The sequence below is a fragment of the Pseudomonas sp. M5A4_2d genome (assembly GCF_053345295.1).
The window spans coordinates 298,238-324,519 of record NZ_JBKEZW010000001.1 but is presented as its reverse complement, the minus strand read 5'-3'; the positions used below and the strand labels follow the sequence as shown (position 1 = coordinate 324,519).

21 protein-coding genes are annotated in these 26,282 nt (G+C 55.3%); 5 read left to right on the top strand and 16 right to left on the bottom strand.

Annotated features, from left to right (window positions below; all coding sequences use genetic code 11):
• The first annotated feature begins 414 nt into the window (after window positions 1–414).
• Window positions 415–1,857 carry a sulfate adenylyltransferase subunit CysD gene (cysD, locus tag ACLBW8_RS01480; protein WP_447804400.1) on the top strand — a complete coding sequence of 481 codons (1,443 nt, stop codon included), beginning with the start codon at window positions 415–417 and terminating at the stop codon, window positions 1,855–1,857.
• Window positions 1,857–3,743 (top strand): sulfate adenylyltransferase subunit CysN, encoded by a 1,887-nt coding sequence (gene cysN / locus ACLBW8_RS01475; RefSeq protein WP_447804399.1) that lies wholly within the window; start codon window positions 1,857–1,859, stop codon window positions 3,741–3,743. The genes cysD and cysN overlap by 1 nt, the downstream gene beginning before the upstream one ends.
• 151 nt (window positions 3,744–3,894) lie before the next feature.
• On the opposite strand, the gene ACLBW8_RS01470 is transcribed toward cysN, so the two are convergent.
• The 15 genes from ACLBW8_RS01470 to ACLBW8_RS01400 all read right to left on the bottom strand — a co-directional run bounded on the left by ACLBW8_RS01470 (window position 3,895) and on the right by ACLBW8_RS01400 (window position 20,483).
• The gene (locus tag ACLBW8_RS01470; protein WP_064453556.1) at window positions 3,895–4,335 is read right to left on the bottom strand and encodes a hypothetical protein; all 441 of its coding nucleotides are present in this window, start codon (window positions 4,333–4,335) and stop codon (window positions 3,895–3,897) included.
• A 35-nt stretch (window positions 4,336–4,370) separates the two neighbouring features.
• Window positions 4,371–5,444 (bottom strand): glycosyltransferase, encoded by a 1,074-nt coding sequence (locus ACLBW8_RS01465; RefSeq protein WP_447804398.1) that lies wholly within the window; start codon window positions 5,442–5,444, stop codon window positions 4,371–4,373.
• Window positions 5,441–6,397: a glycosyltransferase gene (locus tag ACLBW8_RS01460; protein WP_447804397.1), complete on the bottom strand. Its 957-nt coding sequence runs from the start codon at window positions 6,395–6,397 to the stop codon at window positions 5,441–5,443. The genes ACLBW8_RS01465 and ACLBW8_RS01460 overlap by 4 nt, the downstream gene beginning before the upstream one ends.
• Window positions 6,397–7,053, bottom strand: coding sequence for an acetyltransferase (locus tag ACLBW8_RS01455; RefSeq protein WP_447804396.1), 657 nt, complete (start codon window positions 7,051–7,053; stop codon window positions 6,397–6,399). The genes ACLBW8_RS01460 and ACLBW8_RS01455 overlap by 1 nt, the downstream gene beginning before the upstream one ends.
• Window positions 7,054–7,136: 83 nt before the next feature.
• Window positions 7,137–8,315, bottom strand: coding sequence for a glycosyltransferase (locus ACLBW8_RS01450; protein ID WP_447804395.1), 1,179 nt, complete (start codon window positions 8,313–8,315; stop codon window positions 7,137–7,139).
• A complete protein-coding gene (locus tag ACLBW8_RS01445) occupies window positions 8,305–10,959 on the bottom strand; it encodes a glycosyltransferase (RefSeq protein ID WP_447804394.1) in 2,655 nt (884 codons plus the stop codon). The genes ACLBW8_RS01450 and ACLBW8_RS01445 overlap by 11 nt, the downstream gene beginning before the upstream one ends.
• A 30-nt stretch (window positions 10,960–10,989) precedes the next feature.
• Window positions 10,990–12,069, bottom strand: coding sequence for a DegT/DnrJ/EryC1/StrS family aminotransferase (locus ACLBW8_RS01440; RefSeq protein ID WP_262665881.1), 1,080 nt, complete (start codon window positions 12,067–12,069; stop codon window positions 10,990–10,992).
• Window positions 12,070–12,098: 29 nt separating this feature from the next.
• Window positions 12,099–13,937, bottom strand: a complete 1,839-nt coding sequence (locus ACLBW8_RS01435) for a sulfotransferase (RefSeq protein ID WP_447804393.1) — start codon at window positions 13,935–13,937, stop codon at window positions 12,099–12,101.
• Window positions 13,934–15,301 (bottom strand): ABC transporter ATP-binding protein, encoded by a 1,368-nt coding sequence (locus tag ACLBW8_RS01430; protein WP_447804392.1) that lies wholly within the window; start codon window positions 15,299–15,301, stop codon window positions 13,934–13,936. The genes ACLBW8_RS01435 and ACLBW8_RS01430 overlap by 4 nt, the downstream gene beginning before the upstream one ends.
• Window positions 15,291–16,109 carry an ABC transporter permease gene (locus ACLBW8_RS01425; protein WP_447804391.1) on the bottom strand — a complete coding sequence of 273 codons (819 nt, stop codon included), beginning with the start codon at window positions 16,107–16,109 and terminating at the stop codon, window positions 15,291–15,293. The genes ACLBW8_RS01430 and ACLBW8_RS01425 overlap by 11 nt, the downstream gene beginning before the upstream one ends.
• On the bottom strand, window positions 16,109–16,654 hold the full coding sequence (rfbC, locus tag ACLBW8_RS01420) for a dTDP-4-dehydrorhamnose 3,5-epimerase (RefSeq protein WP_447804390.1): 546 nt from the start codon (window positions 16,652–16,654) through the stop codon (window positions 16,109–16,111). The genes ACLBW8_RS01425 and rfbC overlap by 1 nt, the downstream gene beginning before the upstream one ends.
• Entirely contained in the window at window positions 16,654–17,538 is an 885-nt protein-coding gene (rfbA, locus tag ACLBW8_RS01415) for a glucose-1-phosphate thymidylyltransferase RfbA (protein WP_064454992.1), read from the bottom strand. The genes rfbC and rfbA overlap by 1 nt, the downstream gene beginning before the upstream one ends.
• A gap of 2 nt (window positions 17,539–17,540) precedes the next feature.
• The gene (gene rfbD, locus ACLBW8_RS01410) at window positions 17,541–18,437 is read right to left on the bottom strand and encodes a dTDP-4-dehydrorhamnose reductase (protein ID WP_407017021.1); all 897 of its coding nucleotides are present in this window, start codon (window positions 18,435–18,437) and stop codon (window positions 17,541–17,543) included.
• Window positions 18,434–19,504: a dTDP-glucose 4,6-dehydratase gene (gene rfbB / locus ACLBW8_RS01405; protein WP_447804389.1), complete on the bottom strand. Its 1,071-nt coding sequence runs from the start codon at window positions 19,502–19,504 to the stop codon at window positions 18,434–18,436. Before rfbB ends, rfbD begins: the two co-directional genes overlap by 4 nt.
• A gap of 4 nt (window positions 19,505–19,508) precedes the next feature.
• A complete protein-coding gene (locus tag ACLBW8_RS01400) occupies window positions 19,509–20,483 on the bottom strand; it encodes a glycosyltransferase family 2 protein (RefSeq protein WP_447804388.1) in 975 nt (324 codons plus the stop codon).
• 590 nt (window positions 20,484–21,073) lie between these two features.
• Here ACLBW8_RS01400 and ACLBW8_RS01395 point away from each other — a divergent pair.
• Window positions 21,074–22,477, top strand: a complete 1,404-nt coding sequence (locus ACLBW8_RS01395; RefSeq protein ID WP_447804387.1) for an FAD/NAD(P)-binding protein — start codon at window positions 21,074–21,076, stop codon at window positions 22,475–22,477.
• Between the two features lie 69 nt (window positions 22,478–22,546).
• On the opposite strand, the gene ACLBW8_RS01390 is transcribed toward ACLBW8_RS01395, so the two are convergent.
• Window positions 22,547–23,407, bottom strand: a complete 861-nt coding sequence (locus tag ACLBW8_RS01390) for a DMT family transporter (RefSeq protein ID WP_447804386.1) — start codon at window positions 23,405–23,407, stop codon at window positions 22,547–22,549.
• Window positions 23,408–23,827: 420 nt separating this feature from the next.
• Here ACLBW8_RS01390 and ACLBW8_RS01385 point away from each other — a divergent pair, with 420 nt between their 5' ends.
• On the top strand, window positions 23,828–24,619 hold the full coding sequence (locus ACLBW8_RS01385; protein ID WP_447804385.1) for a CPBP family intramembrane glutamic endopeptidase: 792 nt from the start codon (window positions 23,828–23,830) through the stop codon (window positions 24,617–24,619).
• Window positions 24,620–24,692: 73 nt separating this feature from the next.
• Entirely contained in the window at window positions 24,693–26,258 is a 1,566-nt protein-coding gene (locus ACLBW8_RS01380; protein WP_221295383.1) for a methyl-accepting chemotaxis protein, read from the top strand.
• Window positions 26,259–26,282 lie beyond the last annotated feature (24 nt).

Below are 26,282 nucleotides of genomic sequence, written 5' to 3'. Positions count from 1 at the left end.
TGACTGGATCGCACTCAGCTGCGGCCATCAAGCCCCAGTAATCAGCGTTTTGAACTCGTCGTAATTGCGAATCTTCATGCCAAACGCTCGGAATAGTTCTTCTCGATCCTTTCGCGGTAAGAGCCGGACTGACTATTGATGACGGGTTCATCCGTCCAGACGATTAACTCGCGAGCAACCTGGCCACCGCCCAATTCAGTAAGCCGACAGTATAGAGCCGCAACCACGGCAAGGTGGCCTGCATGGACATTTAACGTTTAGCCAAGGCAGACGCGAACCCAATGACGAGCCAACACCGCACCACGAAGCGCGTCGCGATTTGCATAAAAAACGAAAAACAAGCAACGACCCAATAAAAATAATGTAATTTGCGAATATCGATAGATCAATTCGCAAAATGCGACAAAGGTCATAATGCCCAACCCAGACTTTTTCGGACTGGATGCGCCCATTGTTTGGGATACGCACTCAGCCTACCAGCACCTTCACGCACTCGAACAAGCCGACACCAAGCGCACGGCCGAACGAAGACTGCACGAGCTTGGCCTGCTGCCCGCCGAGCTGACGGTGCAAATCCTGGAGGATGAGCTGGGGCGCCCACCCACTCACGCGGTCCTGACCTGGGACATTGAAAGGGCCCGCGCCAAGCGCAGGCTGGTGATATTCGCGCAAGTGTTCCGCACCGCGGACGGGCAAGACTTTTTGCACGCCAACGACGCCCGAGGCGCACGCTACTGGCTGCCACTCGGCGCCGTACCGCTCGATGCGCAGGCGCTGGCCATCGCCCTGCAACGTTTGCAAACACATATCGCCAAATTCATCGTTATCTTTCCAAGCGGGCGCCTCACCGCTGTGTGCAGGCACACCGACGCACCCGCCAACGTAGAGTTCGGACTGCTGAGCTATGCGCCGGTATTGGACGAAAGCACGTTCAACGCGTCACGAGCGCGTACAAGCCCCCTTGCGCCTCATCTCAAACGGCTTGAATCGGAGAGTGTGCAAATCATCCGCGAAGCCGTGGCCGAGTCCGAGAACCCGGCCATGCTGTATTCCATGGGTAAAGACAGTGCGGTCATGCTGCACCTTGCCCGCAAGGCCTTTTACCCCTCGCTGCCGCCGTTTCCATTGCTGCATGTCGACACACGCTGGAAGTTTCAGGAAATGTACCTGTTCCGCGACTACATGGCGCGTGAGAGCGGTATGGACCTGCTCGTGCATATCAACCCCGATGCGGTCAGCAAAGACATTAATCCCTTCGACCATGGTTCTGCGCTGCACACTGACCTGACCAAGACCGAAGGCTTGAAGCAAGCCCTGGATAAATACAAGTTTGACCTGGTATTCGGTGGCGCCCGCCGCGACGAAGAAAAATCCCGCGCCAAGGAGCGCATTTTTTCGTTCCGCAGCCAAAGCCATCAATGGGATCCAAAAAACCAGCGGCCAGAGGTGTGGAACCTCTACAACACACATAAAAACCCTGGCGAGAGCATTCGCGTATTTCCGTTGTCCAACTGGACAGAACTCGACATCTGGCAATACATCCACCAGGAAAATATCCCATTGGTACCTCTGTATTTTGCAAAACAACGGCCTGTCGTCATCCGTAACGGCGTGGCACTCATGGTGGATGATTCACGCATGAAGTTGCTGCCGGACGAAAAAATTGAAGCGCGCAACGTCCGTTTTCGTACCCTGGGCTGCTACCCACTCACCGGCGCGGTGGAGTCGAACGCCCTCACCGCCGCCGATGTATTGCTGGAGCTGGCTGGGTCCACCCGCTCGGAACGCCAAGGCCGAGCGATTGACAGCGACTGCGCGTCGAGTATGGAAAAGAAGAAAAAGGAGGGCTATTTCTAATGGCACTCGAATCACTTGCGCCCTCTACCGATCCAACGATCGAAGACTATCTCGCGCAACAGCGTGACCAGGACCTGCTGCGCTTCATCACCTGCGGCAGCGTGGACGATGGCAAAAGCACATTGATCGGACGCTTGCTGTGGGATGCACAGCAACTGACCGACGACCAGTTGACGGCCTTGCACATCGACTCGAAAAAACATGGCACTCAGGGCAAGGATCTCGACTTTGCGCTACTCGTCGATGGCCTGTCCGCAGAACGTGAGCAAGGCATCACCATTGATGTTGCCTACCGCTACTTCTCTACCACCAAACGCAAATTCATCGTCGCCGACACCCCTGGCCATGAGCAGTACACGCGCAACATGGTGACAGGCGCGTCAACCGCCGATGTGGCGGTGATTTTGATCGACGCCCGCCAGGGCGTGCTGACACAAACACGTCGGCATGCGTACCTGGTGTCGCTGATGGGCATTCGCCAAGTTGTCGTGGCCGTGAGCAAAATGGACTTGATCGGGTTCGACGAGACGGTTTTCCGCCAAATCACCGATGAGTTCCGCCAGTTCTCGCAAAGCCTGCGCTTCGACAAGATCATTGCGATCCCACTCAGCGCGCTGAAGGGCGACAACATCACGCAACGCTCTACCAACACACCGTGGTACAGCGGCCCCACCTTGATGGGCTGCCTGGAAACGCTGGAGATCCCTTCCTCTGAATCCAAGCGCCTGGTATTCCCCGTGCAAGGGGTCAATCGACCGGATGCCTCGTTCCGCGGGTTCAGCGGGTATGTCGCCGAGGGGCAGGTATGCGTGGGTGACGAGATTCGCGCAAGCCTTTCTGGGCAAACAGCGGCGGTCACCGACATTATCGGCATGGATGGCTCGGTACAGTCCGCCGCAGGCGGAGACGCCATCACCCTGAAGTTGAACAAGGAAATCGACGTCTCGCGCGGCGACACTCTCTCCCTGAGCCAAAGCCCGCTGGAGGTGAGCGACCAGTTTGAAGCGGTGCTGATCTGGATGAACGAAGACGCGGGCCTGAACGGGCGCAGTTATGACATCAAGCTGGCGACACAATGGGCGTCCGCCTCCATCACCAACATAAAATACCGCATCGACACCAACACCCTTGCCCGTGACGCCAGCAGACACCTTTCGCTGAACGACATCAGCGTGTGCACCCTCGCGACCAGCAAGCCCTTGGTATTCGATAGCTATCAACAGTCCAAAACACTGGGCAGCTTTATCCTGGTCGACCGCGTCACCCACGCCACCGTCGCGGCGGGCATGATCAATCACAGCTTGCGACGGGCGCAAAATGTGCACAGGCAAGCGCTCTCGATTGCCCGGGAAGACCGCGAAAAGCTTAATGGCCACAAAGGCAAAGTCATCTGGTTTACCGGGCTGTCAGGGTCGGGCAAGTCAACGCTGGCTAACGCGCTGGAACTGGAACTGCACGCCAAAGGCTATCGGACCTATATTCTGGACGGCGATAACGTGCGCCAAGGTTTAAACAGAGACTTGGGCTTCACTGACGCCGACCGCGTGGAAAACATCCGACGTATTGCCGAAGTGGCCAAACTGATGATGGATGCAGGGCTGATCGTCTTGACGGCGTTTATCTCACCGTTCAGAAGAGAGCGGGAAATGGCGAAGGAACTGATTGGGGCGGATCGGTTTGTCGAGGTGTATGTGAGTACAACACTTGAAGTGTGTGAGGAGCGGGATGTGAAGGGCCTGTATAAAAAGGCCAGGGCCGGGCAATTGCCGAACCTGTCTGGCGTGGGCAGCCCTTATGAAGCGCCCATCGAAGCGCACCTTGAAATCGATACGGCGCACACCGACCTTGAACAGGCACTCACCCGCCTGCTGGACATTATCAAATAACCAACGTGGTACAACGTGGACAACACCTACCTTGCGGGTCACAGGGTAGGTGTTTTTCCCGGTCACTAATGCAGACACCATTAACGACGAAGGCTCACAAGCAGCTCAATGCCCGCTTGTGTCTGCAGCTCAATCCACTTTCAAACCGGGCTTATTTAGCCGCAATTTTGAACTTGGATGGGGAGGTGCAGTTGTAACGGAAGTTGCCTTCCTGCTGGATGACTTTGATCGAGTAGGTACCCGCTTCCAGCTTGCTGATGTCGAGCTTGGCGATAAAACCAGAGTTCGCCAGGTCAGGCTTGTCGAACGCCTTGGCAACGTCTGGACGAGGAGCACGGGTTGCCGGCGTCGTCAGGACAACATCGTTTTTAGCGTTGATAATTTGCAGAGTCACGTCTTTAGGGACAGTGCCCGCCACAACGTTATACGCCCAGCCCCACGGCTCGAACGGAACGTTGGACAGTACTTGGGTGCCCGTAGCCGGGCTGTCCAGCGAGCATGAGTTATTCGACGCAACATCTTTCATCTTGTCTGCATCACAGCCAGCAAGAAGACCTAGGAGAGCAACAGCGGGTAGATAGAGAGAACGCATAAATCTTCCTTTTTAAATTTCTATTTTCAAACCAGTTAAGAGTTGAAAAGCTTCACATACAGACTTTTCAACCCCGCGATTTTATTGCCAATCACTGCCAAAACTTTCGGGCGCAGCACGTCGACATCCTGCATCTTGCGATGATACCAACCGGCATCAATCTTGTAGTCCCTTGCCAGCACTTCTCGATGCCCATCCAGGCTGAGAAGCCGATTGAGCTCGAGAATACCTACCATCTCATATGCCTTGCCCAAGGCTCTGTTCGGCACGAAAAAAAGCAGCGCTTTCTCGATATCAAGATGCATGTCACCAGGGACATCAGGATATCTCAGTAGGTCAGAAAAGCCATCCTTGAGTGTTTGCGCCCCGACGTTCCGAAAGAAAGAAGTGGCAATCAAGTAATGCTCATTCATCGTGCGCACAGCGTTAGCCACCGTATGGCTACTGGCGCTTTGCCCCGGCAACACGCGGAAGCTGATCAGTTCACGCTCAGAGATATGAATCTGGAATTTTTTTACCAGTCGAACCCACATATCAAAGTCAGGCAGCTGTCGAAGGTTATTATCGTAGACACCGACCTCATCATAACATTCACGCCGGATGAGCACCGTTGGGTGACAAATACAGTTGCCCTGCTCGAAAAAAAAGCGCAACCACTCACCTTGCGACCGATTCCGCTGGTCGAACACCGCACCAAAGGTCAACCGATTCTTGCTGATGACGTCGCCGCGCTTATCAATGAAACGGGCTCGTCCGAAGGTCGCCCCTAATTGGGGATTCTCAAGCAATATCTGCAGTTGATAAGCCAGCTTGTCGTCGTCACACCAATAATCATCCGAGTTGATCAGCGCAATAAACTGCCCCTTTGAACGCGCGATCAACTCGTTGGTCACCGCGCAGGCACCACGGTTTTCCTGATGGGGGAAAAAACGGATCCTGGGGTCGACAATCGACTCGACGACCTCCCGCGTACCGTCAGTGGAACCGTCGTCTGCGATCAAAAACTCCAGTTCAACGCCGCGCTGCTTCAATACGCTGGCGATGGCTTCCTTGACGTAACTCGCATGGTTGAAGGTCGCCATTATCACGCTGATCAAGGGGCTGCTCATAACCCCTCTCCACGGCGGATGATCCTCAGGAATATCTTTTTAATAACCGGAGGCATCAGCGCGTCGAAAACCATGAGCACTACGGGCGGTATGAACTGCTCAATGTTGGCCGCACTCCATGCCGCAACTCTGCCTAACGATGGGCCGCGACGCGATAGCACTATCGCTCGGCGCAAGCGGCGTTGCAGCTTCATGAAGCTGGCATGAAACAGTTGATTCGTAAGCTGGTCATACGCGGGAATCAGGCTGAGCTGCAGTTCCAATTGCCCGGTATGGGCAACGTGAGACCAGGCGCCTCCCGAATGCACGCGATAAACCGACATTGGCTCTTCGATAAAGCCGATCAGGCTGTTTCTCGCCACGCAGATATTGACGATCCAATCATAAGACTTGAGTTCGAACAATTCGGCCGGCAGCGCTTGCAACGCTGACGCCCTATAAAGGCAGGTGGAGAAGTTACCCACCAGATTATCGGCAATCAGTTCGCGCGCGGTTAACAGCCGATAGCCGTCACCGCGCTCGACCCGGCTGACAACGCTGGCATCATCTTCATTAAAAACGAAGTAGTTGACAGAGCAAAGGTTGCATTCCCAATGTTCATCGAGAAACGTGACCTGGCGCGTGAGCTTATAGGGACTGCTCCAGTAATCATCACCTTCGAGCACCGCGACATAGTCGCCGGAACAGGCGGCAAAACCGCGTTGATAGTTCCGGGTAATCCCCACGTTCGCCGATTGCGAGAGGTACTTAAAAGTAAACCGGGCGTCTGTACCTTCATAACGCTGGATACATTTTAGCGTGGTATCCGAGGAGGCATCGTCAGCAACAACGAGCTCGACAGAGCCACAGAAGTCCTGGCTGAAAAGCGAGTCCAAGGCACGCTGTATATACAGCTCATGATTATAGGTAACCAACAGCACCGATAAGTCGAAGCGCGAGCTCGCGTCGGACATTACTTCACCAACAGCCTGGCAGGGTTGCCCACTACCGTGGTGTAGGGCTCAACATCTTTGACAACCACCGCGCCCATGCCAACCACCGCTCCCGCACCGATCTTTAACGGAGCCCCGTGCCTGCCTTGCTTGATCAGAGCGCCAGCGCCGATGTAAGCATGGTCACCAATCGTGACGTTTCCATTACATTTCACACCAGGCCCGAACGTTACAAAATCACCGATGACGCAATCATGTGAAATATTGCATTGGTTATTGACCTGAAAAAACCGACCGATTTTTACATTCGAGGTAATGATCGTCTGCGCGGAGATCATGACCCCTTCACCGATCTCGTTACTGTCCAATAACATCGCGCTGGGGGCGATTAACGAAAACGGCGAGATATCACCGGCCATGCAAACATCCGCAATCCTCTGCCGTGCCTTGGAGTCACCAATTGCGATGTTGAATCGCTTGATGCCATCGAGCTCGAAAAAGGCCTGCAGGCTGATCGCGCGATACCCGTTGATCTGCGTTGGCGCTTCAAGGTTTTCTACGACGAATAATAACTCAGAGTTCGATTCGGCCGGCGTGCCCTTGATCATTGACCGCAGCATCGGCATCACTTCCCGGCCGTGTCCACCTGCGCCAATAAGACCAAAAAATGTTTTCATAATGCTCTCTGAAAGATTATCCGCTGTCTCGACAGACGCGCGCTGATGCGCGCGCCTGCCTGTCTACTTTTAACCTGATGGCCCTAAGCGCTGATCCGCTGCAGCTCTCGGCGTAAACGGCGCACTACGCGTTTTAAAAAGTAGATAAAACGGCCCTGGACCGACGTGTTCGCACCCGCCCCTTCCACCGAGATCGGCGCGGGAACAGAAGCATAATGGGCGGCCATCAAGTAATGCCCAAATCCGCTTTGGCCGCTTATCCGGTAGAAATCAAAAACCGAAAACATGTACTCATCGCGTAGCACACGCTCGAATTCAGGATCCGCACACCGCTTGATAAACACGGACAGTGCCGCCGCTCTACCGGAGGCGGGTACGAAAGCACTGTCTAGCAGCAAAAAGAACTTCTCGGCTTCCAGCCTGGCCTGTGTGGCTGGCACCCCTTTGAGCCGGAAGTGTTCAGAAAACCCGTCAATGAAGAGCTCATCCGAAAGCGATTCAAAAAACGAACCAAATATCTCAACCAGTTCGGTCAAGTTTCGCGCTGAGTTTTCCGGGGAGACCGCGCTGGTATTATTCCCGTCTCGTAGATGCCCAACCAGATTCTCTTGAATGACATGAATCGGAAACTGTTTGACCAGCCGGATCCACATATCGAAATCCGGCAGCTGCCTTAGGCCAGGGTTGTAATAGCCGAGCGTCTCGAACACTTCCTTACGCGCCAACATGCTCGGATGGCAGATGCAGTTGCCCTTCAGGAAGAAGTGCTTCAGCCATTCGCCTTGCGTACGGTTAGGCTGCCTGAACACATCATTCCAGATCGCCTCAGGACCGGAAATTTCCTGCCCCGTACCGTCCACCAAATCCGCCCATGTAAAGCAAGCCCCCAACTCGGGTTGAGCGTCGAGGACTGCTACTTGCTTACCGAGTTTCGACGGGTACCAAGCATCATCGGAGTTTAGCAGGGCAACATATTTGCCCCGCGCCTGCTGGATCAGAAATACCAGGTTGCCGACAGGCCCAAGGTTTCTCTCCTGCCGGAACGTCCGAATACGCTTATCCGTGAAGTTGGAAATCACTTCCCAGCTATTGTCCGGCGAGCAGTCATCGGAAATCAGCAATTCAAAGTTAGAAAAGCCCTGGCCCAATACACTGTCAATAGCCTTGCTGATATGTTTTGCGTGGTTATAGGACGGCACCACAACACTGACCAATGGCAGGTCATCAGTGCCCGGTACTGTATCCACTTTCTCAAGAGACATGGCGAGCCTTCCAAAGGCGATACACTTTTTTGATCGGCTCAGGGCAGCACTTACGCAACGTACTCAGTCTGCCGCGCGGCCCTGGCGCCACCGATTGGGAGGCCACATCTTTCACGCTTTCGCTCGCAGGCTCTACGTTTTGCATGACCAGCGGCAACGGGTCGACGCTTGCCGACGAAATCACAGGGTTACTGATGACCTGACGCAGCAATTCGATCCGTGGCGCAAGCTGTGCCTCATGGCTGTAAAGCGCTCGAACACGGCCAATACCCGCCTCGCCCACTGCTTTCAATGCCGCAGGATCGGCACGGTACTTCTCAACCAATCTGACGATATCCCACAGGTCGTACTTGAGCAGTACGATATCTTCACCGTCGGTGAAGCGGCCCTGCGCGGAGTTGAATTCGTCATACGCGAAAATCGCAGTACCACGCAGTGCAGCTTCAGTGCAGCTTGCAGTAGGGAAACCATCAAACGAGCCAGGGAAGATTTTCCCACTGATATTCGGCGACATGATGATGTCCATGTCCTGGAAGAAGTCATCAAACTCCTCCGGGTTCAGTGAACCATGGAACGTGATCCGGTCACTGAACGTACCGACATCAATCACCGACTTGTTGTAGGGGCCAACCACATGGAAGAAAATGTTGTCATAGCGCTGGCGTAGAATACTCGCAGCGTTGATAAAGACGTCATAACCTTTGTCTTCACCATACGTCGTGTATTTATGCGCCATGAAGCAAACATCCAGACGATCCTTGCCAAACCCCCAACGGTTTTTCTTCAGCGGTGGTCGTTCATTGGCCATTTCAGGCATCACCACGCCGAAAATCATCTCGATCTTGTCAGCCGGGCACAGGTGCTTTTCAGTGATGTAGTTGTAAATCACTTGCTGGGTAACGATGACTTTCTGGAAGCAAGGAGAATCAAAGATGCGCTTTAGCTTCTTGTCACATTCGATACTGTTCAAGGCAAAGCCGCCACCTGGGTACAGTGTGAAGACGAACGGAATATTCAATGCTTCAGCAGACGGCAACAGCGCGTAAGCGTTGGAAATGAAGGTGACATACAGCAGCTTGCCAATGGCCAGCGGGAATGCCTCATTCTTGAGCATGACCCGGTTACCCAACTCTGGGTAGGTGTGCTGGTATTCGCGAATCACACTGTTGATCGATGCCGTTTCAAGCACGTGCAACGTGGCGCCGGTGGTCAGCACCAACGAACGCTTGAACGCTTTCAGGTACGCAGTGAACTCAACGTGACGGAAACCACTTCGACGCGAAGGGAACACGTCATCGACGATAATCAAATCAAGCTTTTCAAAGCTGTCGGCGTATTTGCCGTCTACCCAGGAATACAACTCAAAGTTGTACTTCTGAAAGCCTTCGTCGTAGTTGAAATCGATAAATTCGTTGTACTGATCGATCAAGTCGATCAGGGTTGTTGCCTTGTCCAGTTCTTTACGCGCACTCCATTCGCCGCCGACATGTTGACGGTAGACCGACAGCGGCTGCTTGAGATGAGCAATACTGCCAAACTGAGCGCAGTAAATATTAAAGAACCAATCCACCGTGTAAATATCGAATATTTCGGCGGGGATAACGTCCAGTAACGGGCCGCGATAGAAACACGCAGTAAAATTCCCGATGAGGTTATGTTCGGCCATTTCAAGGCCGGTGATCGTGTCACGCTCAAGATTTTTATGTACCGAAAAAATCTCGCGCGAAGATCCATCAGACACACACAGCTCAATCGAGTTGAACGACATCACCGATTCCGGGTGCGTCGCCAGCAAATCAATGTGTTGTTGAATACGCGTGTCTGATGTCCAGAAATCATCGCCCTCACAGAACGTCAGGTAGTCACAGCCTTTGGCAAGCTCTACCGACGTCGCCAGGTTCCCTACAACGCCAACGTTCTTTGTGTTCGCATGGAACTCAATGGAGATACGCTCGTTTTGCTGATTTTCGATCGTGGACCGAACAACCTGCGCCGTGTTATCGGGCGACACATCGTCAATCACGATAATGCGCATGCGGAACGCACCTTGCTGGCGCAGTACCGAATTGATGCATTCTGCAATGTAAGCTTCATGCTTGTATGTCAGGACGACCACTGTCACCAATGGCAGGTGCTCAGGCCCCTTGCTAATCAAGCAACTTTTCTGGAAGTGAAGCTTCCTGAGATACAGATCAACTCGATAGCGCGCGCTGCGAATCGAACACTCACCACCGGGTTTCGCGAAGATCGAAAAGCCCGGCACGATCAGTACCGGTTCGAATGCATGGTGCAGGCTCTTCAGCACTGCGGGCGCGGCATCTTTTGATTCGATACAGACGAGCCCTCGCCCCGAGAGCAGATTGAAAAGCTTAGCCACGGCAGCGTCGGACTGTTGCGCCGGAATCGAATCCAGTAGCAGCAGGTCAATTTTTTTCCCGCGCAGCGAATACTGCTTGGCGATGAACCGGGCCGACAATGCAACGTCGGCCCCTTTCAACACGAGTGGCTGCTGAAGACCGAACTCCTGCATGAGAAAATTCAGCAAACCGAGCTTATCCTCGTCGCTGAAATGATCACGTTTAAAGAATCCAGTACCACTCACGTTCGTATCCCCGCCTGCGTATTCACTAGTATTTACAGCCATTTCAAATATCCCTATTCACAAAACTGCTGGTCACGACAGGTCTTGTTTTACCAGCCGACAAATCATATCCACCTCTTCCAGAGAGAGGGAGTGATACAGCGGCAAGCATAGAATTCTGCGGGAAATGTCTTCTGCGATGCTCGCACTCTGCCCGTGTACATAAGGCAGCTTTGTCAGCGACGGGTAGAAATAACGACGCGGGTAGATGCTGTTCAGGTTCAGAAAATCAATCAGCTTCAAGAGCACTGCTTCGCTCTCGAATATCACTGGAAAATACGCGTGGTTATATTCGGTCTTCGGCAGGATTTTCTGGAAGGTAACCGGCAGGCCTTCCAGGTTTTGTACATAACGCTCGCACAGCTGCCGGCGTACCTTCAGGATATCGGGGACGTGCTTGATGTTGCACAAGCCCATCGCCGCGTGAAACTCCGAGTTCTTGCCGTTGATGCCAACGTCGCCAAAATCAGTGGCCGAGGAGTGGCCAAAGTTTCTCATCATTGCCATGCGCTTGGAGACATCTGCGTGCGGGCTGATCACTGCGCCACCTTCCACCGTGTGGAAAAGCTTGGTGGAGTGGAAACTGCACGTCGATACGTCACCGTAGGCCAGCAGGGATTTGCCCTTGTGCTGAGTGCCAAAGGCGTGCGCCGCATCGTAGATCACTTTCAAGTTATGCTTTTTGGCAATAACTGCAATCGCCTCTACGTCGCACGGGTTGCCAAAGACATGCGTCGCAAGGATGGCAGTGGTCTTTTCAGTGATGGCCTGTTCGATCAGGTTCACGTCAATGTTCAGCGTGTCCCGGCAGATATCGACCATCACAGGCTCGCAGTGCTCCCAGACAATGCTGGAAGTGGTCGCTACGTAACTGAACGGCGTGGTGATGATCTCGCCCTGGAGCTCAAGAGCGCGGATTGCAATCTGCAGCGCAACGGTGCCGTTGCTCAAAAACAGCAGATTATCAACCGACAGGCATTCTTTGAGCTTGATTTCCAGCTCGTTCAGGAGAGGGCCGTTGTTCGTTAACCACTCGCGAGACCATATACCAGCCAGGTAGCTCTGATAATCGGCGTACGGAGGCATAAAGGGTTTGGTGACTGTAATATTCATGAAGTTCTCAAGCGAAAATTAATAACATCTCATTTAGAGAGACGTTTTCTTAGGATTCCATACCACGAACGCTCAAATTCATTAAGACGGCCTTCCAAATCCTCGATCAATAGTTTCTGATCGGCGATTTCCTGAACGAGTTGGGAGTTCGTATTAGCACTGACAACACCATCAAACATAAGCTGTTCGATTTTTTCTGCCTGTTGCTGACTCGTTGAATTTAATGCTTCAAGAGAAGCCGTCAGTTGTTGAATCAAAGCCTCTCGGGTAGCGAGATACTTTTCGGCAACGCCGGACTGCTCTATCTGTTCGGCCAGTAATCGTTCAAGCACATTGATGCGCTCGTCACGATCTGCACTGTCTTTCTTCAAAGCCTCATTGGCTTCGCCTGCCTGCTCCAGCAAGTGTTCACGTGCCTGCAACGCTTGCTCAAGTACCCTCTGCTGCTCTGCATGAGCCGTCAGGGCATGCTCAACCTGCAGTACCTGATTCGTACGATTATCAATTTCTTGTTTCAAACCGTCTATTGTCTGCCCCAGCTCGTTAGACTCACTTTGCTGAGCGGCAAGTGCTTGCTGTAATGTCTCGTTCAGTTCAGCACCGGACGCAAGCTCTCGCTCCAGCGCTTGAAACTTCTCGCCCAACTCGTCAATCAACTCACCACGCGCTTGCCACTCGTTTTTGATAAACGAACCGTGTTCAACGTGTCCCGCGAGCGTTCTCTCCAGGGTGAGAATTTTTTCGAAGCGCTCGGCATTTTCCTGTTCCAGCGCATGAATGGTGCCGGCCAATTGCTCCAGCAACTCACCGCGCGCAGCCCAGTCATTAGCCACCACGCTGGCGTCGCCTAAATGCTGAGTGCAATCGGCAACCGACTGCTCCAGCGCTTGAATATAGTGAGACTTCTCGAGATTTTCCTGTTCCAACACATTCAGGTTGTACTCGCGAAGGTGAACATTTTCCGCTTCGGTATCATCTGGTGTCTCGACCGGGTAACCGTAATGAGTCAACCAATTGGAGATCTCCGGCGGCAGGCTCTTATCAAAAGCACCGTCATTTTTACGCCAGGCTTCAACGCTATCGGTGAATACGGTTTTACTTTTTTGCTTGCGCCATGCCGAGTAGGCCTGCGACGACACCAGGCCGAGGTCGAATTTACAGAACTGGTCGTAATCGATGAACGCCTGGGGGTCCAACATCGTCGGGTCGAAATCGACACCGAGGAATGTGCAGATTTTTTTCAGCTCTGCAGTCGTGTCCGCCACCAGGTTTTCATATTTGACTTCCAGGTAAGCCTCGGGCTTCAGCAAAAGCTTTGCATCCAGCGCAATTTTTTTGATCTCCCGCTGCCATCTTGAGAGGTTCAAACGCGCGGATCGGTGCCACCACATGGTACGTGAGAACGACAATGCGACATCACGCCCATCCCGCACCACATGAATGAACTTTGCATCAGGAAACAAAGCTGTCACTAAATCGAGGCGTTGCCCGTACCACGGTGTCTGCTCGATAAGCCAGCGTTTACTGTGGCTTTCAGCAACCGCTGCATAGAAGGCGGTGACGAATTCACGAAATGAACGCTTTGGCGTACTGTCCTGACGGCAGAACTCGGGGTAGTCAAAAAACTGGTCGAGGTTGTGCGGACAGCAGCGCTCAATGATCGAGATCAATTGATCACTGTCGAGCCCCTGCTCGTTGGCGAGCAGGTACTCTTCATGCAGCCGGTTGCCATTGCTGGAGTATTCGAACAACAACTGAATTTCCGGAGGCACGCAAAGCACCGGATTGCTGTTCAACATCTGGGCAAGCCAGGTGGTGCCGCAGCGTCCGGTACCGATGATAAAGGCCTGTTTGATTTTTTCGCTCACAGCAGCTCCTCAACCCTCAACTCTGCGAACTGATGGACTTGGGACCAAATCCGGGCCTTCTCCCAACGAGCAACACGGAAAACGACGGCATCATTGATCAAGTCAATAAACTCTGCCGATTCATTTTCAATAATTACCGACGATATATTGATACGCAACGAGTAGTGGCCTTCCTGCAAAGGCATCTTGAACAGGTACTCGGCAACGTATTTGCCTCCCGGCTTCGTCAGCAGGTAAGGCTGATCGACATGCTGGAACCCACAGCCGGTGATGTTGTTCTTCTTCTCGTCAAAAACACTGACATTCAAAGTAACGGATTTCTCGGCGTAAGCCTCGAAATTCACCCTGATCTTGACCTGCTGGTTGAAATCAAGAAAAGTCGTGGGCTCATCGTTCATATCCAGCAATTCGACAGAGCGCGCCCTCACCTCGCCCGTACCGTAACGGAATTGAGCGACTCGTGCTTCGAACGCGTGATCGATCTGGAAGACCTTTTCCTCGACGACCGGCAGGCCCAACGGCGGCTGAACCGGCTCGGCAGTCTCGGCCGTCTCGGCAAACGGTTTGGAAACGCGCGAAAACTTGCGATGTTCCGCGTTCATCTCCTCGCGCATCGAACGCACGTATAGCTCAGTCACATCGGCCGATGGCCCAACCGCAACCACTTTACCGCCGTCAAGGTACACACAGCGCGAACACAGGCTTTTAACCGTGCCCACGTCGTGACTGACAAACAGAATCGTCGCGCCACGCTCTTTGATCTGCGTCAGCGCCGTCATGCACTTGGCCTGGAAATTCATATCGCCGACGGAAAGCGCCTCGTCGACAATCATGATTTCAGGGTCAGACATGATGTTGCAGGCAAAAGCGAGCCGCACGAACATACCGCTGGAATAGGTTTTCACCGGCTGCTCGAGGAACGCTCCGATATCGGCAAATTCCGCGATTTCGTCAAAACGATCTTCGATTTCCTGCCGGCTCAAACCCAGGATCGCACCGTTCATGTAAACGTTTTCGCGCCCGGTGAACTCCGGGTTGAACCCGGAACCCAGCTCAAGCAGGGCTGCAATACGCCCATTGGTCTGGATAGATCCGGCAGTCTGGCTGAGCGTTCCGCAAATAATCTGCAACAGTGTGGATTTGCCACTGCCGTTGCGACCGATGATGCCTATGGTCTCGCCTTTCTTGATGTCGAAAGACACGTCCCGCAACGACCAGAACTCGTTGAAGTACTGCTTTCTCTGCAGGCCGAAAGCCCCTTGAATACGGGGATAAAGCGACTGCTTCAAGCGGTCGTGTGGCTTAGCGTAAATCTGAAAGCACTTGCTAAGATTTTGTACTGAGATCGCGGTATCAGAGGACATCTGCAAACCCTTTGCGAGTTTTCTGGAACCAAGCAAAACCCAGCCATGCAATAAAGAGGGAGCCGACAAAGTAAATGGCAATGAACTTCAAATCAGGCACCACACCCCAGAACAGTACGTCACGCCCACCTTCCACAACGGAAGTCAGAGGGTTAAGCAGCAGCAGTATCTGAAACCGCTCAGGCAGAGCACTCGCCGGAAAGAAGATCGGAGACAGGAACATGGACACCGTGGTCAGGATGGCGACGAACTGCGTGACATCTCGCAGGTAGACCCCCAAGGATGCCAGGAACCAGGTCACCCCCATGATTAGAAACAGTAACGGCAGCACCACAATTGGCAGCAACAGCACCGTTAAATGGGGCACTCCGAAAAGGATCACATAGGCCGTCAGCCAGACGATAACGCCCACTGCGGCATGGAACAGTGCGACCCCCAATGAGACCCATGGCAGCACCTCAAGCGGAAACACCACTTTTTTGACGTAATTGACGTTCGCCAAAATGAGCGCAGGGCCTTTGTTGACGCATTCAGCAAAAATGTTGAATACGATCAACCCCACAAACAGGACCATGCCGAATTCCGTCACCGAGGTACTGCCCGAACTCCAGCGCGCCTTGAAGACCACGCTGAAGACAAAGGTGTACACCGCCAACATCATGATCGGAGTGATGAATGACCAGAGCACGCCCATGATCGAGCCCCGATAGCGCCCCAATACGTCGCGCTGAATCAGGGTCCGGATCAATTGGCGATTACGCCACAGGCTCCCCACCATCTCCCGGGGAGACACAGAAAAATTCTGCATCAGTCAAACACCTCGGCAGCCGACAACAACTGCCCTTTGGTATCTTTTTCCGAAAGTGTCGGGGTGCCATCGATTGGCCACTGGATTGCCAGGCTTGGGTCATCCCAGGCGAGGCAACGCTCGTGAGCCGGTGCGTAGTAATCAGTGCTCTTGTAAAGCAGTTCCGCTGACTCGCTCAACACCACAAACCCGTGAGCAAAGCCTTCCGGGATCCAGAGCTGACGCTTGTTTTCTGCGCTCAGCACTTCACCTACCCACTGACCGAACGTCGCGGAGCCTTTACGGATATCGACAGCCACATCAAAAATCTCGCCCGACACCACACGAACCAACTTCCCTTGTGGCTGACGGACTTGATAATGAAGACCACGCAATACGTTTCTCACAGAGCGGGAGTGATTATCTTGAACAAACTTGACCGAGCGGCCTATGGCGCTCTCAAACTGCTCTTGATTGAAACTCTCAAAAAAGAACCCACGTTCGTCGCCGAAAACTCGGGGCTCGATTAGAACGACGTCTGATATCGCTAGCTCTGTGTGCTTCATTAATAAATCTTCTCGGTCAGCAGACGTTTCAGGTATTGGCCGTAACCGTTTTTGAGCAGCGGTGCGGCCAGGCGCTCCAGTTGCTCTGCATCGATCCAGTTCTGACGGAAGGCGATCTCTTCAGGGCAAGCCACTTTAAGGCCCTGACGGTGCTCAAGCGTGGCAATGAAGCTGCTGGCTTCGAGCAAGGAATCGTGAGTGCCGGTGTCCAGCCATGCATAGCCACGGCCCATGATCTCGACCGACAGCTTGCCGCGCTCCATGTAGATGCGGTTGAGGTCGGTGATTTCCAGCTCGCCACGCGGCGACGGCTTGATGCTCTTGGCGATTTCAACCACGTCCTGGTCGTAGAAATACAGACCGGTAACGGCGTAGTTCGACTTAGGTTTGAGCGGCTTTTCTTCCAGGCTGATCGCCTTGCCCTGGGCATCGAACTCAACCACGCCATAACGCTCAGGATCGTTCACGTGGTAGGCGAACACACTGGCGCCGTCCTGACGCTGCGTTGCGCTTTTGAGCAGCTCGTTGAAATCATGGCCGTGGTAGATGTTGTCACCCAACACCAGCGCCGACAGATCGTTGCCGATAAAGTCTTCACCGATGATGAAGGCCTGAGCCAGGCCATCCGGGGAGGCCTGTACGGCGTAGGAAAGATTCAAGCCCCAGTTGCTGCCGTCACCCAGCAGCTGTTCGAAGCGCGGGGTGTCCTGCGGCGTGGAAATGATCAGGATGTCGCGAATACCCGCCAGCATCAGCGTGGTCAGCGGGTAGTAGATCATTGGCTTGTCGTAAACCGGCAGCAATTGCTTGGAGATTGCCAAGGTTGCAGGGTGCAGGCGTGTGCCCGAACCACCGGCCAAAATGATTCCTTTACGTTTAAGCATGGTCATTTCTCTAGAATTTCTTTAAGCATCCGTGCCACGCCGTCCTGCCATTCAGGCAGGCGCAGTGAGAAGGCATTCTGCAGTTTTTGAGTGTTGAGTCGGGAGTTGCCAGGGCGCTTGGCCGGCGTCGGGTAGGCCGCGGTGGTGATCGCGCCCACGTTGGCCGGTTCGACCTTGAGCTGCACACCCGCCGCTTGCGCCTGTTCGAGCACAAAGCGGGCATAGCGGTGCCAGGTGGTCTCGCCCGCAGCCGCGAGGTGATACACCCCGCTCAACTGCGGGTTTGAGCCGAGGATGCGGATCGCGTGAGCGGTGACGTCGGCCAGCAGGTCCGCCCCGGTGGGCGTGCCGAACTGGTCGTCAATCACGTTCAGGCTGTCACGCTCGATGGCCAGGCGCAGCATGGTCTTGGCGAAGTTGTTACCGCGTGCTGCGTAAACCCAGCTGGTACGCAAGATCAGGTGCGCACAGCCACTGGCCTGAATGGCCTGCTCGCCCTGCAGCTTGGTCGTGCCGTAGACGCTCAGCGGGCCGACAGGGTCGCTTTCCAGCCAAGGTGTGTCGCCGGTGCCGGCGAACACGTAGTCGGTGGAATAGTGCACCAGCAAGGCATTCAGCTTCAGCGCCTCGGCCGCCAGTACCGCCGGAGCTTCTGCGTTGACACGCAGCGCCTGGGCGGGCTCGCTTTCGGCTTTGTCGACGGCGGTGTAGGCCGCGGCGTTGACGATGACGTCAGGCGCAAACCGCTGCACAGTCGCGGCCAGCCCCTGCAGATCGTTCAGGTCGCCGCAGTAGTCCTGGCTTTTCGAGTCGAGCGCAAGCACCTGGCCCAAAGGGGCCAAGCTGCGTTGAAGCTCCCATCCCACCTGGCCATTTTTGCCAAGTAGAAGGATCCTCATGCCGAACGCTCGGCGTAGTTCTTTTCTACCCACTCGCGGTACGAACCCGATTGGATATTGCTCACCCAATCCTGGTTGTCCAGGTACCACTCCACGGTCTTGCGAATACCGGTCTCGAACGTCTCGGCCGGCTTCCAACCCAACTCACGCTCCAGTTTGCGTGCGTCGATGGCATAACGGCGGTCATGGCCAGGGCGATCCGTCACGTAAGCGATCTGGTCGCTGTAAGGCTTGCCATTCGCTTGAGGGCGCAGCTCATCGAGCAAGGCGCAAACGGTGTGGACGATGTCCAGGTTTGGCTTTTCGTTCCAGCCGCCCACGTTATAGACCTCACCCACAGTGCCAGCTTCCAGTACACGACGGATGGCGCTGCAGTGGTCTTTTACGTACAACCAGTCACGAATTTGCTGACCGTCGCCGTACACCGGCAGTGCTTTGCCTGCCAGTGCGTTGACGATCATCAACGGAATCAGTTTTTCCGGGAAATGGTACGGGCCGTAGTTGTTCGAGCAATTGGTCGTCAGTACCGGCAAGCCATAGGTATGGTGGTAGGCACGTACCAGGTGGTCGCTCGCAGCCTTGCTCGCCGAGTAAGGGCTGTTAGGCTCGTACTGATGAGTTTCGGTGAACGCAGGATCGTCCTTGGCCAGGGAGCCATAGACTTCGTCAGTCGACACATGCAGGAAACGGAAAGACTGCTGTGCATCCGCATCCAAACCTTTCCAGTAGGCGCGCACCGCCTCCAGCAGACGGAAGGTACCGACGACGTTAGTCTCGATAAAATCTTCCGGACCATGAATAGAGCGGTCAACGTGCGACTCGGCGGCGAAGTTCAGGATAGCGCGCGGCTGGTGTTCAGCGAGCAAGCGCTGGACCAACTGGGTATCGGCGATATCGCCCTGTACGAACACGTGGCGCTTGTCACCCTCGAGCGAGCTGAGGTTCTCCAGGTTGCCGGCATACGTCAGCTTATCCAGATTAATGACCGGCTCATCCGCCTGGGCTACCCAGTCCAATACAAAGTTTGCACCGATAAAGCCAGCACCGCCGGTTACTAAGATAGTCATTGAGTCAGATCTTTTTCAGTAGTGTTGCAAGAATTAGCCCGAGGTTACCCATGAACGTCTGCCGATATAAACCGGCCGACCGGAACCCCAGCACTCGTCTAAATAACGTTTGACTCCGCGCACCTTTAAAGCGCGCAAGGGTCGTTCGATGCTCTTCGCAAAGACGATGCTGCATGGCTTCGAGTGCACGAATGTTCTGTTCGTTCCACTCGTAAAAACGTCCTTGAAAGATCATCCGTAGCCGAACCAGGCGAGCTGCCCAGCTGGAGTTGCTGCCAATCAGATTTTCATCATGCTGGCGGTACTGCATTCTAGGCTCGGGATCGTAGTGAACGACGCCTCCCGCACCCGTGACGAGCTGATACGCCCACCAATCATGAGAAGGGACTACGACATCCAGCCCTGCCTCCATGATCAACTCGCGAGCCGCCTGGTTGAACACCATCGTATTGCCGCCCGCAATGCTCTGAACGAGCGCGTTCGAGAAGTGAGGAGGCAACGTGAATAGCGGCGAATAACCAAGCGTGACACCCGAGTCACTGACCAGTTGAGTGCGGCCACAGTAAAGGGCCGGAACATCTGAGGGCTGGGTCTGCAACCACTCAATGGCCACCTGCAGCTTCTCGTCATTCCAGATATCGTCTTGATCGCACCATGCAAAATAGTCTGCCTGGATATCGGCGCGACACGTGAGCGACAGAAAATTGGCGACAAATCCTTTTTGAGGACCCGCCACGACGCGCAAGCGGTCGCTGCCCCAACGATTGCAGTACTTCTGGAAGATCTGCGAAGTACCATCTTTGGAACCGTCATCAGAAATGACTAATGTCCAGCCGCTATAGCTCTGCCGCTCAATGGAGTCGAGCTGTTCAGCAAGGAACGCTTCACCATTGTACGAGCACATCAATACCGCGACGTTTGCCAGGCAAACATCGTTCGGCAGAGCATTGGAAAGGCTACGCGATGCGAAAATAGACACAATATCCCTTTGCGAGCGTACTACATATCCTGTAGGGAGGTAGGATATAGGCCACAATAAGGTCGGAATTATTACAGCATTACATGGTAAGAGCAATCTTACTGGTGACCAACGGTCGACAGCCTCGCCCCCCTCAAAGGCTCTAGTATGAGGTGTTGCGCCTCTAGACCGGGGGTTTGTAACGTTACGCTGCCTAAATAGCTGGATGGCATCAATCCCAGACCCGTCCGACATGGCGAGCTAATGTGAATGCGCCATCGACTCATCAACCCAACAGCATCGACCTGCCCCACACGCAGCGACCCGAAAAACCTATTCATCCCAGCCGCCCACCCTGCAACGCCGAGGCAGGTATAGTTCATATTCAGCTATGATGCGTCGACAACGCCTATCGGGAGTGCGACTGATCTATATCAACGAACGCTGAATGGCCGCAGTTGCGTACTGGATGACGAACCCGATCCACTTCATTATCACGCTCATACAATCCATCGGTCGACTCTACACATCACTTATCGGCTCTTATTCAAAAAGAGCAATAGAACAACTTTGTCAAATGAAAAATGAGCAGCGTTGAAACTGGAGCTGGAATGAATACCAAGACCATCGCGATTATCGGCGCAGGCTTCTGCGGCTCGACGCTGGCAGTACATTTATTGCGCCACCCGCCGGTCACCCCTTTGAAAATTCTGTTGATCAGCCGGCCTGGCAGCATGGCCCGGGGTGTCGCCTACAGCACCCGTGCCCGTGCGCACGTACTCAACGTGCCCGCAGGCAGAATGAACGCACTCGCCGGCGAAGACGACAGCTTTTATGACTACGTAAAACGCAGCACCCCAACGGCTACACCCGGCTCCTTTGTAGAGCGGCGTGTGTATGGCGATTACCTGGAAGCGCTGCTTAACGATGCAACCCGCCGCGCACCGCTGGGCTGCGAGCTGCAAGAAGTTATTGGGGAAGTGGTGAAAATAGTTCCCCAGCCCAATGCACAGGGTGCACTGCTCTTGATGGATAACGGAGAGCATTATCGGGCCGACACCATCGTTTTGAGCATTGGTAGTTGTGCACGCCAAGCACCTTCTATTGCCCCCCAATATCGACAGTTCTACGAAAGCCCACGCTACGTGCATGACCCATGGCAACCCGGCGCACTCGATGGCATCAGTGCAAATGACCCTGTCTTCCTGATCGGTAGCGGGTTGACGATGCTGGATGTCGTGCTCGACTTACGTGATCGGGGCCACAAAGGCACTATTCAGGCCGTCTCACGCCGCGGCCTTCTGCCACAGCCCCACCGTGAGTTGAATGCACATCCTGCTTACGACGAAGGGCTGTCACAGCACATGTTGACCGATTGCAGGGTGCGTCATTACGTGCGCGCAGTCCGTGATGCGGTCAGGCTGCACGCACAAACCGGAGGAGACTGGCGCGACATCATCGGTGGGTTGAGGTCTGCCACCCTGCAGTTGTGGCATGCATTGCCGCTCGATGAACGCCGGCGATTCTTGCGGCACATACGCCCCTACTGGGATGCCCATCGGCATCGTTGCGCGCCCCAACCGGGAGCCCGCCTGCACGAAGAACTTGCCAGCGGACAGCTCAAGCTGCTGGCCGGGCGCATCGTCGGCTACGCGTCCAATCCTCAGAGCGTAAGCGTGTCGGTACGCCGTCGTGGCGCAAGCACCGAGGAACAGTTGGAGGTCAAAGCGGTGATCAATTGCACGACGCCGGCACTGGACCTTCGCCAATTGGACGACCCCCTGCTCAAATCCCTGCGTGCAGATGGGCTGTTAGTGCCTGACGCACTCGGAACAGGTATGGATATCGCACCGTCAGGCGCACTGCTCGATTGCAATGCAGTGCCGTCAGACCGGCTGTATTACGTCGGCCCCTTCCTCCAGGCGCGCGACTGGGAAGCCACCGCAGTGCCTGAACTGCGCGAGTATGTGAAAAGCATGGCGCAGACGCTGACGGCTGCACTCACTCGACAATAGATCGCAGGCCTGACGGGCGCCCGTTTTGGCGGGCTCCCGTCAGGGTTGATTCAGCGCTCAGCGCCACACTCAACGTCTACGAAACACAAACCCCAACCCTATGATGATCAACCCCATCCCCAGCACGCTCAACAGCGCGAGCCGATTGCCAAAGATCAGGTAATCCATCACCGCCGTCACCGCCGGCACCAGATAGAACAAACTGGTGACATTCACCAGATTGCCGCGCGCAATCAGACGGTACAGCAGCAGCGTCGCCAATAACGACACCACCAGCCCCATCCACAGCACCGGCAGGTAAAAGCTGGCGCTTTGCTCAAAGTGGAAAGGCTGGAACGGCACAAACACGGTACACAACAGCAACCCCGCCAGGTACTGCACGGGCAACGTGCCGAGAGGGTTGTCGGTGATACGCTTTTGCATGATCGAGCCGAACGTCATGCTCGCCAGCGCCAGCAAGCCGAACACCATCCCGGCCAGGGACATGCCCGACACTCCAATGCCCTGATAGACCACCATGATCAATCCCGCCAGCCCCAGCCCAAGACCGAACATCCGGCTTAACGAACGCTGACGCTCCACCAGTACCACCGTGAGTATCGGCTGCACGCCCATGATGGTGGCCATCACCCCTGGCGTGACTTTAAGGTCCAGCGCCAGCAGATAGAAAATCTGATACGCGCCTAACAGCACCAGCCCCGTCGCCGCCGCATACAGCAGGGGCTTGCCGGGACGTGGCAGTTTCAACCTGAGGATCGGCACCAGAACCACCAACCCCGCCAGGGCGATGGCAAAACGAATCAGCAGAAAGGCAAAGGGCGAAGCATGGGCCAGACCCCACTTGGAGAAAATCGCCCCGCTGCTCCACAACAGGACAAACAGGCTCGTCGAGGCCGCCGCGGCCACGGATTGTTTCGAAAGAACAGACATGGTTACCACCTGTCATCAGGCAAAAAAGCCAATTCAGCCAAGGCTGAAACTCAGTAGGTTTTTTTCAGGCGGGCACAGGGCACAGCGATTCGCTGATCAGCCCGTAATGCCAACACCCGGCGGTGATACGACTGCGTACACCGGCGTGCGACTGACAGGTGGAGGGTAGTGACTGATCTGCGCAGGCTGCTTATTCCCGCACGGCACGACCACAGCGTTGACCGCTGAATCGACTACCGCTATGCGCAGGGAAGCTGGCATGTGCTGATCTTTTTTGAAGGGATAAGGACGCGACGACTATAACCAGCCGCCTTGCAGTTATGCAATCACTTCCACAAGGCGCTGTGCGTGGAAGAGTTTTCATGCCTGCGAACAAGCACGGTCGCTATAATGCCGGCCAGTTTTTTTGAAGGATTTCACATGATCGCTTTGCCCTGGCTGTACCTGGTGCTTCTTTCCATTGGCTATGTACTGGCCTTGACCTACGGGCAATTGGGCATTCTGGCGGCGGTCTCCGTGGCCATGCTGCTGATCGCCGGGTACGCCGTACGCCAGCAACGCAGCCCTTGGGCGCGCTACCTCGGGCATGGATTGTTCGTGGTGCTGGCATTGGGCCTGGCGATGCACTGGCTGCCGGGTTTCTACAACGGCCGCGGCATCGCGCCCGAGCGCCTTACACCGGACTCGGTGCCGTTCTCGATGTACCTGAACCAGGACAAACCGCTGATTGGCTTCTGGCTCCTGCTCGCTTGCCCATGGATTGTGGCGCGGCGTTCGTTGCGCCTGTCGATTTATGTCGCCGCCCTGGCGGTGACCCTGACGGCGGTCGCGGCCTTGGGTGGCGCCGCATTGCTGGGGATGATCAGCTGGGCACCCAAATGGCCGGAACAGGCGTGGCTGTGGGTGCTGAATAACCTGCTGCTGGTGACCCTGGTCGAAGAGGCGCTGTTTCGTGGCTATATCCAGGGCGGCCTGAGCCAACGCTTCAAACACCTGCCCTACGGCGAGAACCTGGCACTGCTATTGGCCGCGCTGTTATTCGGCCTGGTGCACCTGGGCGCAGGCTGGCATTGGGTGCTGCTGGCGAGCATTGCAGGCGTCGGATATGGGCTGGCCTATCGCTTTGGCGGCTTGGGTGCAGCAATCGCCACGCACTTTGGCTTGAATCTGCTCCACTTCGGGTTGTTTACCTACCCGATGCTGGCGGGCTGATTGTTGCAAAAATAAGTTAAATAAATGCCCGCAATGGCCGACAACCCATGAAAGCCTTGCGGATTGAACAATCATGCGTAATAACCAACCCGTTACCCAGCGCGAACGTACCTTCCCCGCTCAGCAACGGTTGATCTCCACCACAGACGCCAAAGGCGTGATTACCTACTGCAACGACGCCTTCGTCGAAATCAGTGGGTTCACTCGCGACGAGCTTATCCGTGCCCCGCACAACCTGGTGCGTCACCCGGATGTGCCACCGGCCGTGTTCGCGCACATGTGGTCCACGCTCAAACAAGGCTTGCCATGGATGGGCATTGTTAAGAACCGCTGCAAGACGGGCGATCACTACTGGGTTAACGCCTACGTGACGCCGGTCTTCGATGGCAACCAGGTGATCGGCTACGAATCGGTGCGCATCAAGCCCACCGCCGAGCAGATCCGACGGGCCGAAGCGCTCTATCAACGCATCAACCAGGGCAAGTCGGCCGTGCCTCAGCGGGACAAATGGCTGCCGGTGCTGCAAGACTGGCTGCCGTTTATTCTGGTCAGCCAGTTGAGCTTCATGATCGGTGCTTCGCTCAACTCCCACTGGGGCTTTGCCCTTGCGGCGGGTTTGTCGGTGCCGCTGGGCCTGCTGGGCCTGAGCTGGCAGCAGCGCGGCCTCAAGCGCTTGCTGCGCCTGGCTGAGCAGACCACTTCCGACCCGTTGATCGCGCAGATGTACACCGACAGCCGTGGCGCACAAGCGCGGCTGGAGATGTCGATCCTCAGCCAGGAGGCGCGTTTGAAGACGTGCCTTACACGTTTGCAGGACACTGCCGAGCACCTTAACGACCAGGCGGCGCAGTCCAACACCCTGGCGCACAACAGCTCCAGCGGCCTGGAACGTCAGCGTGTAGAAACCGAACAGGTGGCCACCGCAGTCAACCAGATGGCGGCGACCACCCAGGAAGTCGCCAGCCATGTGCAGCGCACCGCCGACGCCACTCAGGAAGCCAATCGCCTGACCGGTCGCGGCCGCGACATCGCCGGGGAAACCCGCGAGGCGATTCAGCGTCTGTCGGTCGCCGTGGGCGAAACCGGTGTGACCGTTACGCAATTGGCCAAGGACAGCGATGAAATCGGCGGCGTAGTCGATGTGATCAAAGGCATCGCCGACCAGACCAACCTGCTGGCGCTGAACGCTGCCATCGAAGCGGCGCGGGCCGGTGAGATGGGCCGTGGTTTTGCGGTGGTGGCCGACGAAGTCCGTCAACTGGCACAGCGCACCGCTGAGTCCACCGGGCAGATCCATGCCCTGATCGCCAAGCTGCAGCAGACCGCCGCCGCTGCGGTGCAAACCATGGACGCCGGGCATCGCCAGGCCGAAGAAGGTGTGGCGCGGGTGATGGAGGCGGATCAGGCGTTGGTTGGCATCAGTGAGGCCGTGGCCAATATCACCGACATGACCACCCAGATCGCCGCTGCCACCGAGGAACAAAGCGCGGTGGCCGAAGAGATCAGCCGCAACATCAGCACGATTGCGCTGTTGGCGGATCAGACCTCGGAACAGGCGATGAACTCGGCTCAGTTGAGTGAAGAGTTGACGCATACCGCCAATACCCAGTATTCGCTGGTAGAGCGTTTTAACCGGTAAACCGCTTTCGCGAGCAAGCCCGCT

Coding starts and splice junctions, on each gene's coding strand:
- ACLBW8_RS01460 (WP_447804397.1), bottom strand. CDS start 6,397: ATGTCCGACGCGAGCTCGCGCTTCGACTTATCGGTGCTGTTGGTTACC.
- rfbA (WP_064454992.1), bottom strand. CDS start 17,538: ATGCTTAAACGTAAAGGAATCATTTTGGCCGGTGGTTCGGGCACACGC.
- rfbC (WP_447804390.1), bottom strand. CDS start 16,654: ATGAAGCACACAGAGCTAGCGATATCAGACGTCGTTCTAATCGAGCCC.
- ACLBW8_RS01445 (WP_447804394.1), bottom strand. CDS start 10,959: ATGGCTGTAAATACTAGTGAATACGCAGGCGGGGATACGAACGTGAGT.
- ACLBW8_RS01380 (WP_221295383.1), top strand. CDS start 24,693: ATGCGTAATAACCAACCCGTTACCCAGCGCGAACGTACCTTCCCCGCT.
- rfbD (WP_407017021.1), bottom strand. CDS start 18,437: ATGAGGATCCTTCTACTTGGCAAAAATGGCCAGGTGGGATGGGAGCTT.
- cysN (WP_447804399.1), top strand. CDS start 1,857: ATGGCACTCGAATCACTTGCGCCCTCTACCGATCCAACGATCGAAGAC.
- ACLBW8_RS01395 (WP_447804387.1), top strand. CDS start 21,074: ATGAATACCAAGACCATCGCGATTATCGGCGCAGGCTTCTGCGGCTCG.
- ACLBW8_RS01465 (WP_447804398.1), bottom strand. CDS start 5,444: ATGAGCAGCCCCTTGATCAGCGTGATAATGGCGACCTTCAACCATGCG.
- ACLBW8_RS01390 (WP_447804386.1), bottom strand. CDS start 23,407: ATGTCTGTTCTTTCGAAACAATCCGTGGCCGCGGCGGCCTCGACGAGC.
- ACLBW8_RS01470 (WP_064453556.1), bottom strand. CDS start 4,335: ATGCGTTCTCTCTATCTACCCGCTGTTGCTCTCCTAGGTCTTCTTGCT.
- ACLBW8_RS01425 (WP_447804391.1), bottom strand. CDS start 16,109: ATGCAGAATTTTTCTGTGTCTCCCCGGGAGATGGTGGGGAGCCTGTGG.
- ACLBW8_RS01455 (WP_447804396.1), bottom strand. CDS start 7,053: ATGAAAACATTTTTTGGTCTTATTGGCGCAGGTGGACACGGCCGGGAA.
- ACLBW8_RS01385 (WP_447804385.1), top strand. CDS start 23,828: ATGATCGCTTTGCCCTGGCTGTACCTGGTGCTTCTTTCCATTGGCTAT.
- ACLBW8_RS01440 (WP_262665881.1), bottom strand. CDS start 12,069: ATGAATATTACAGTCACCAAACCCTTTATGCCTCCGTACGCCGATTAT.
- cysD (WP_447804400.1), top strand. CDS start 415: ATGCCCAACCCAGACTTTTTCGGACTGGATGCGCCCATTGTTTGGGAT.
- rfbB (WP_447804389.1), bottom strand. CDS start 19,504: ATGACTATCTTAGTAACCGGCGGTGCTGGCTTTATCGGTGCAAACTTT.
- ACLBW8_RS01450 (WP_447804395.1), bottom strand. CDS start 8,315: ATGTCTCTTGAGAAAGTGGATACAGTACCGGGCACTGATGACCTGCCA.
- ACLBW8_RS01430 (WP_447804392.1), bottom strand. CDS start 15,301: ATGTCCTCTGATACCGCGATCTCAGTACAAAATCTTAGCAAGTGCTTT.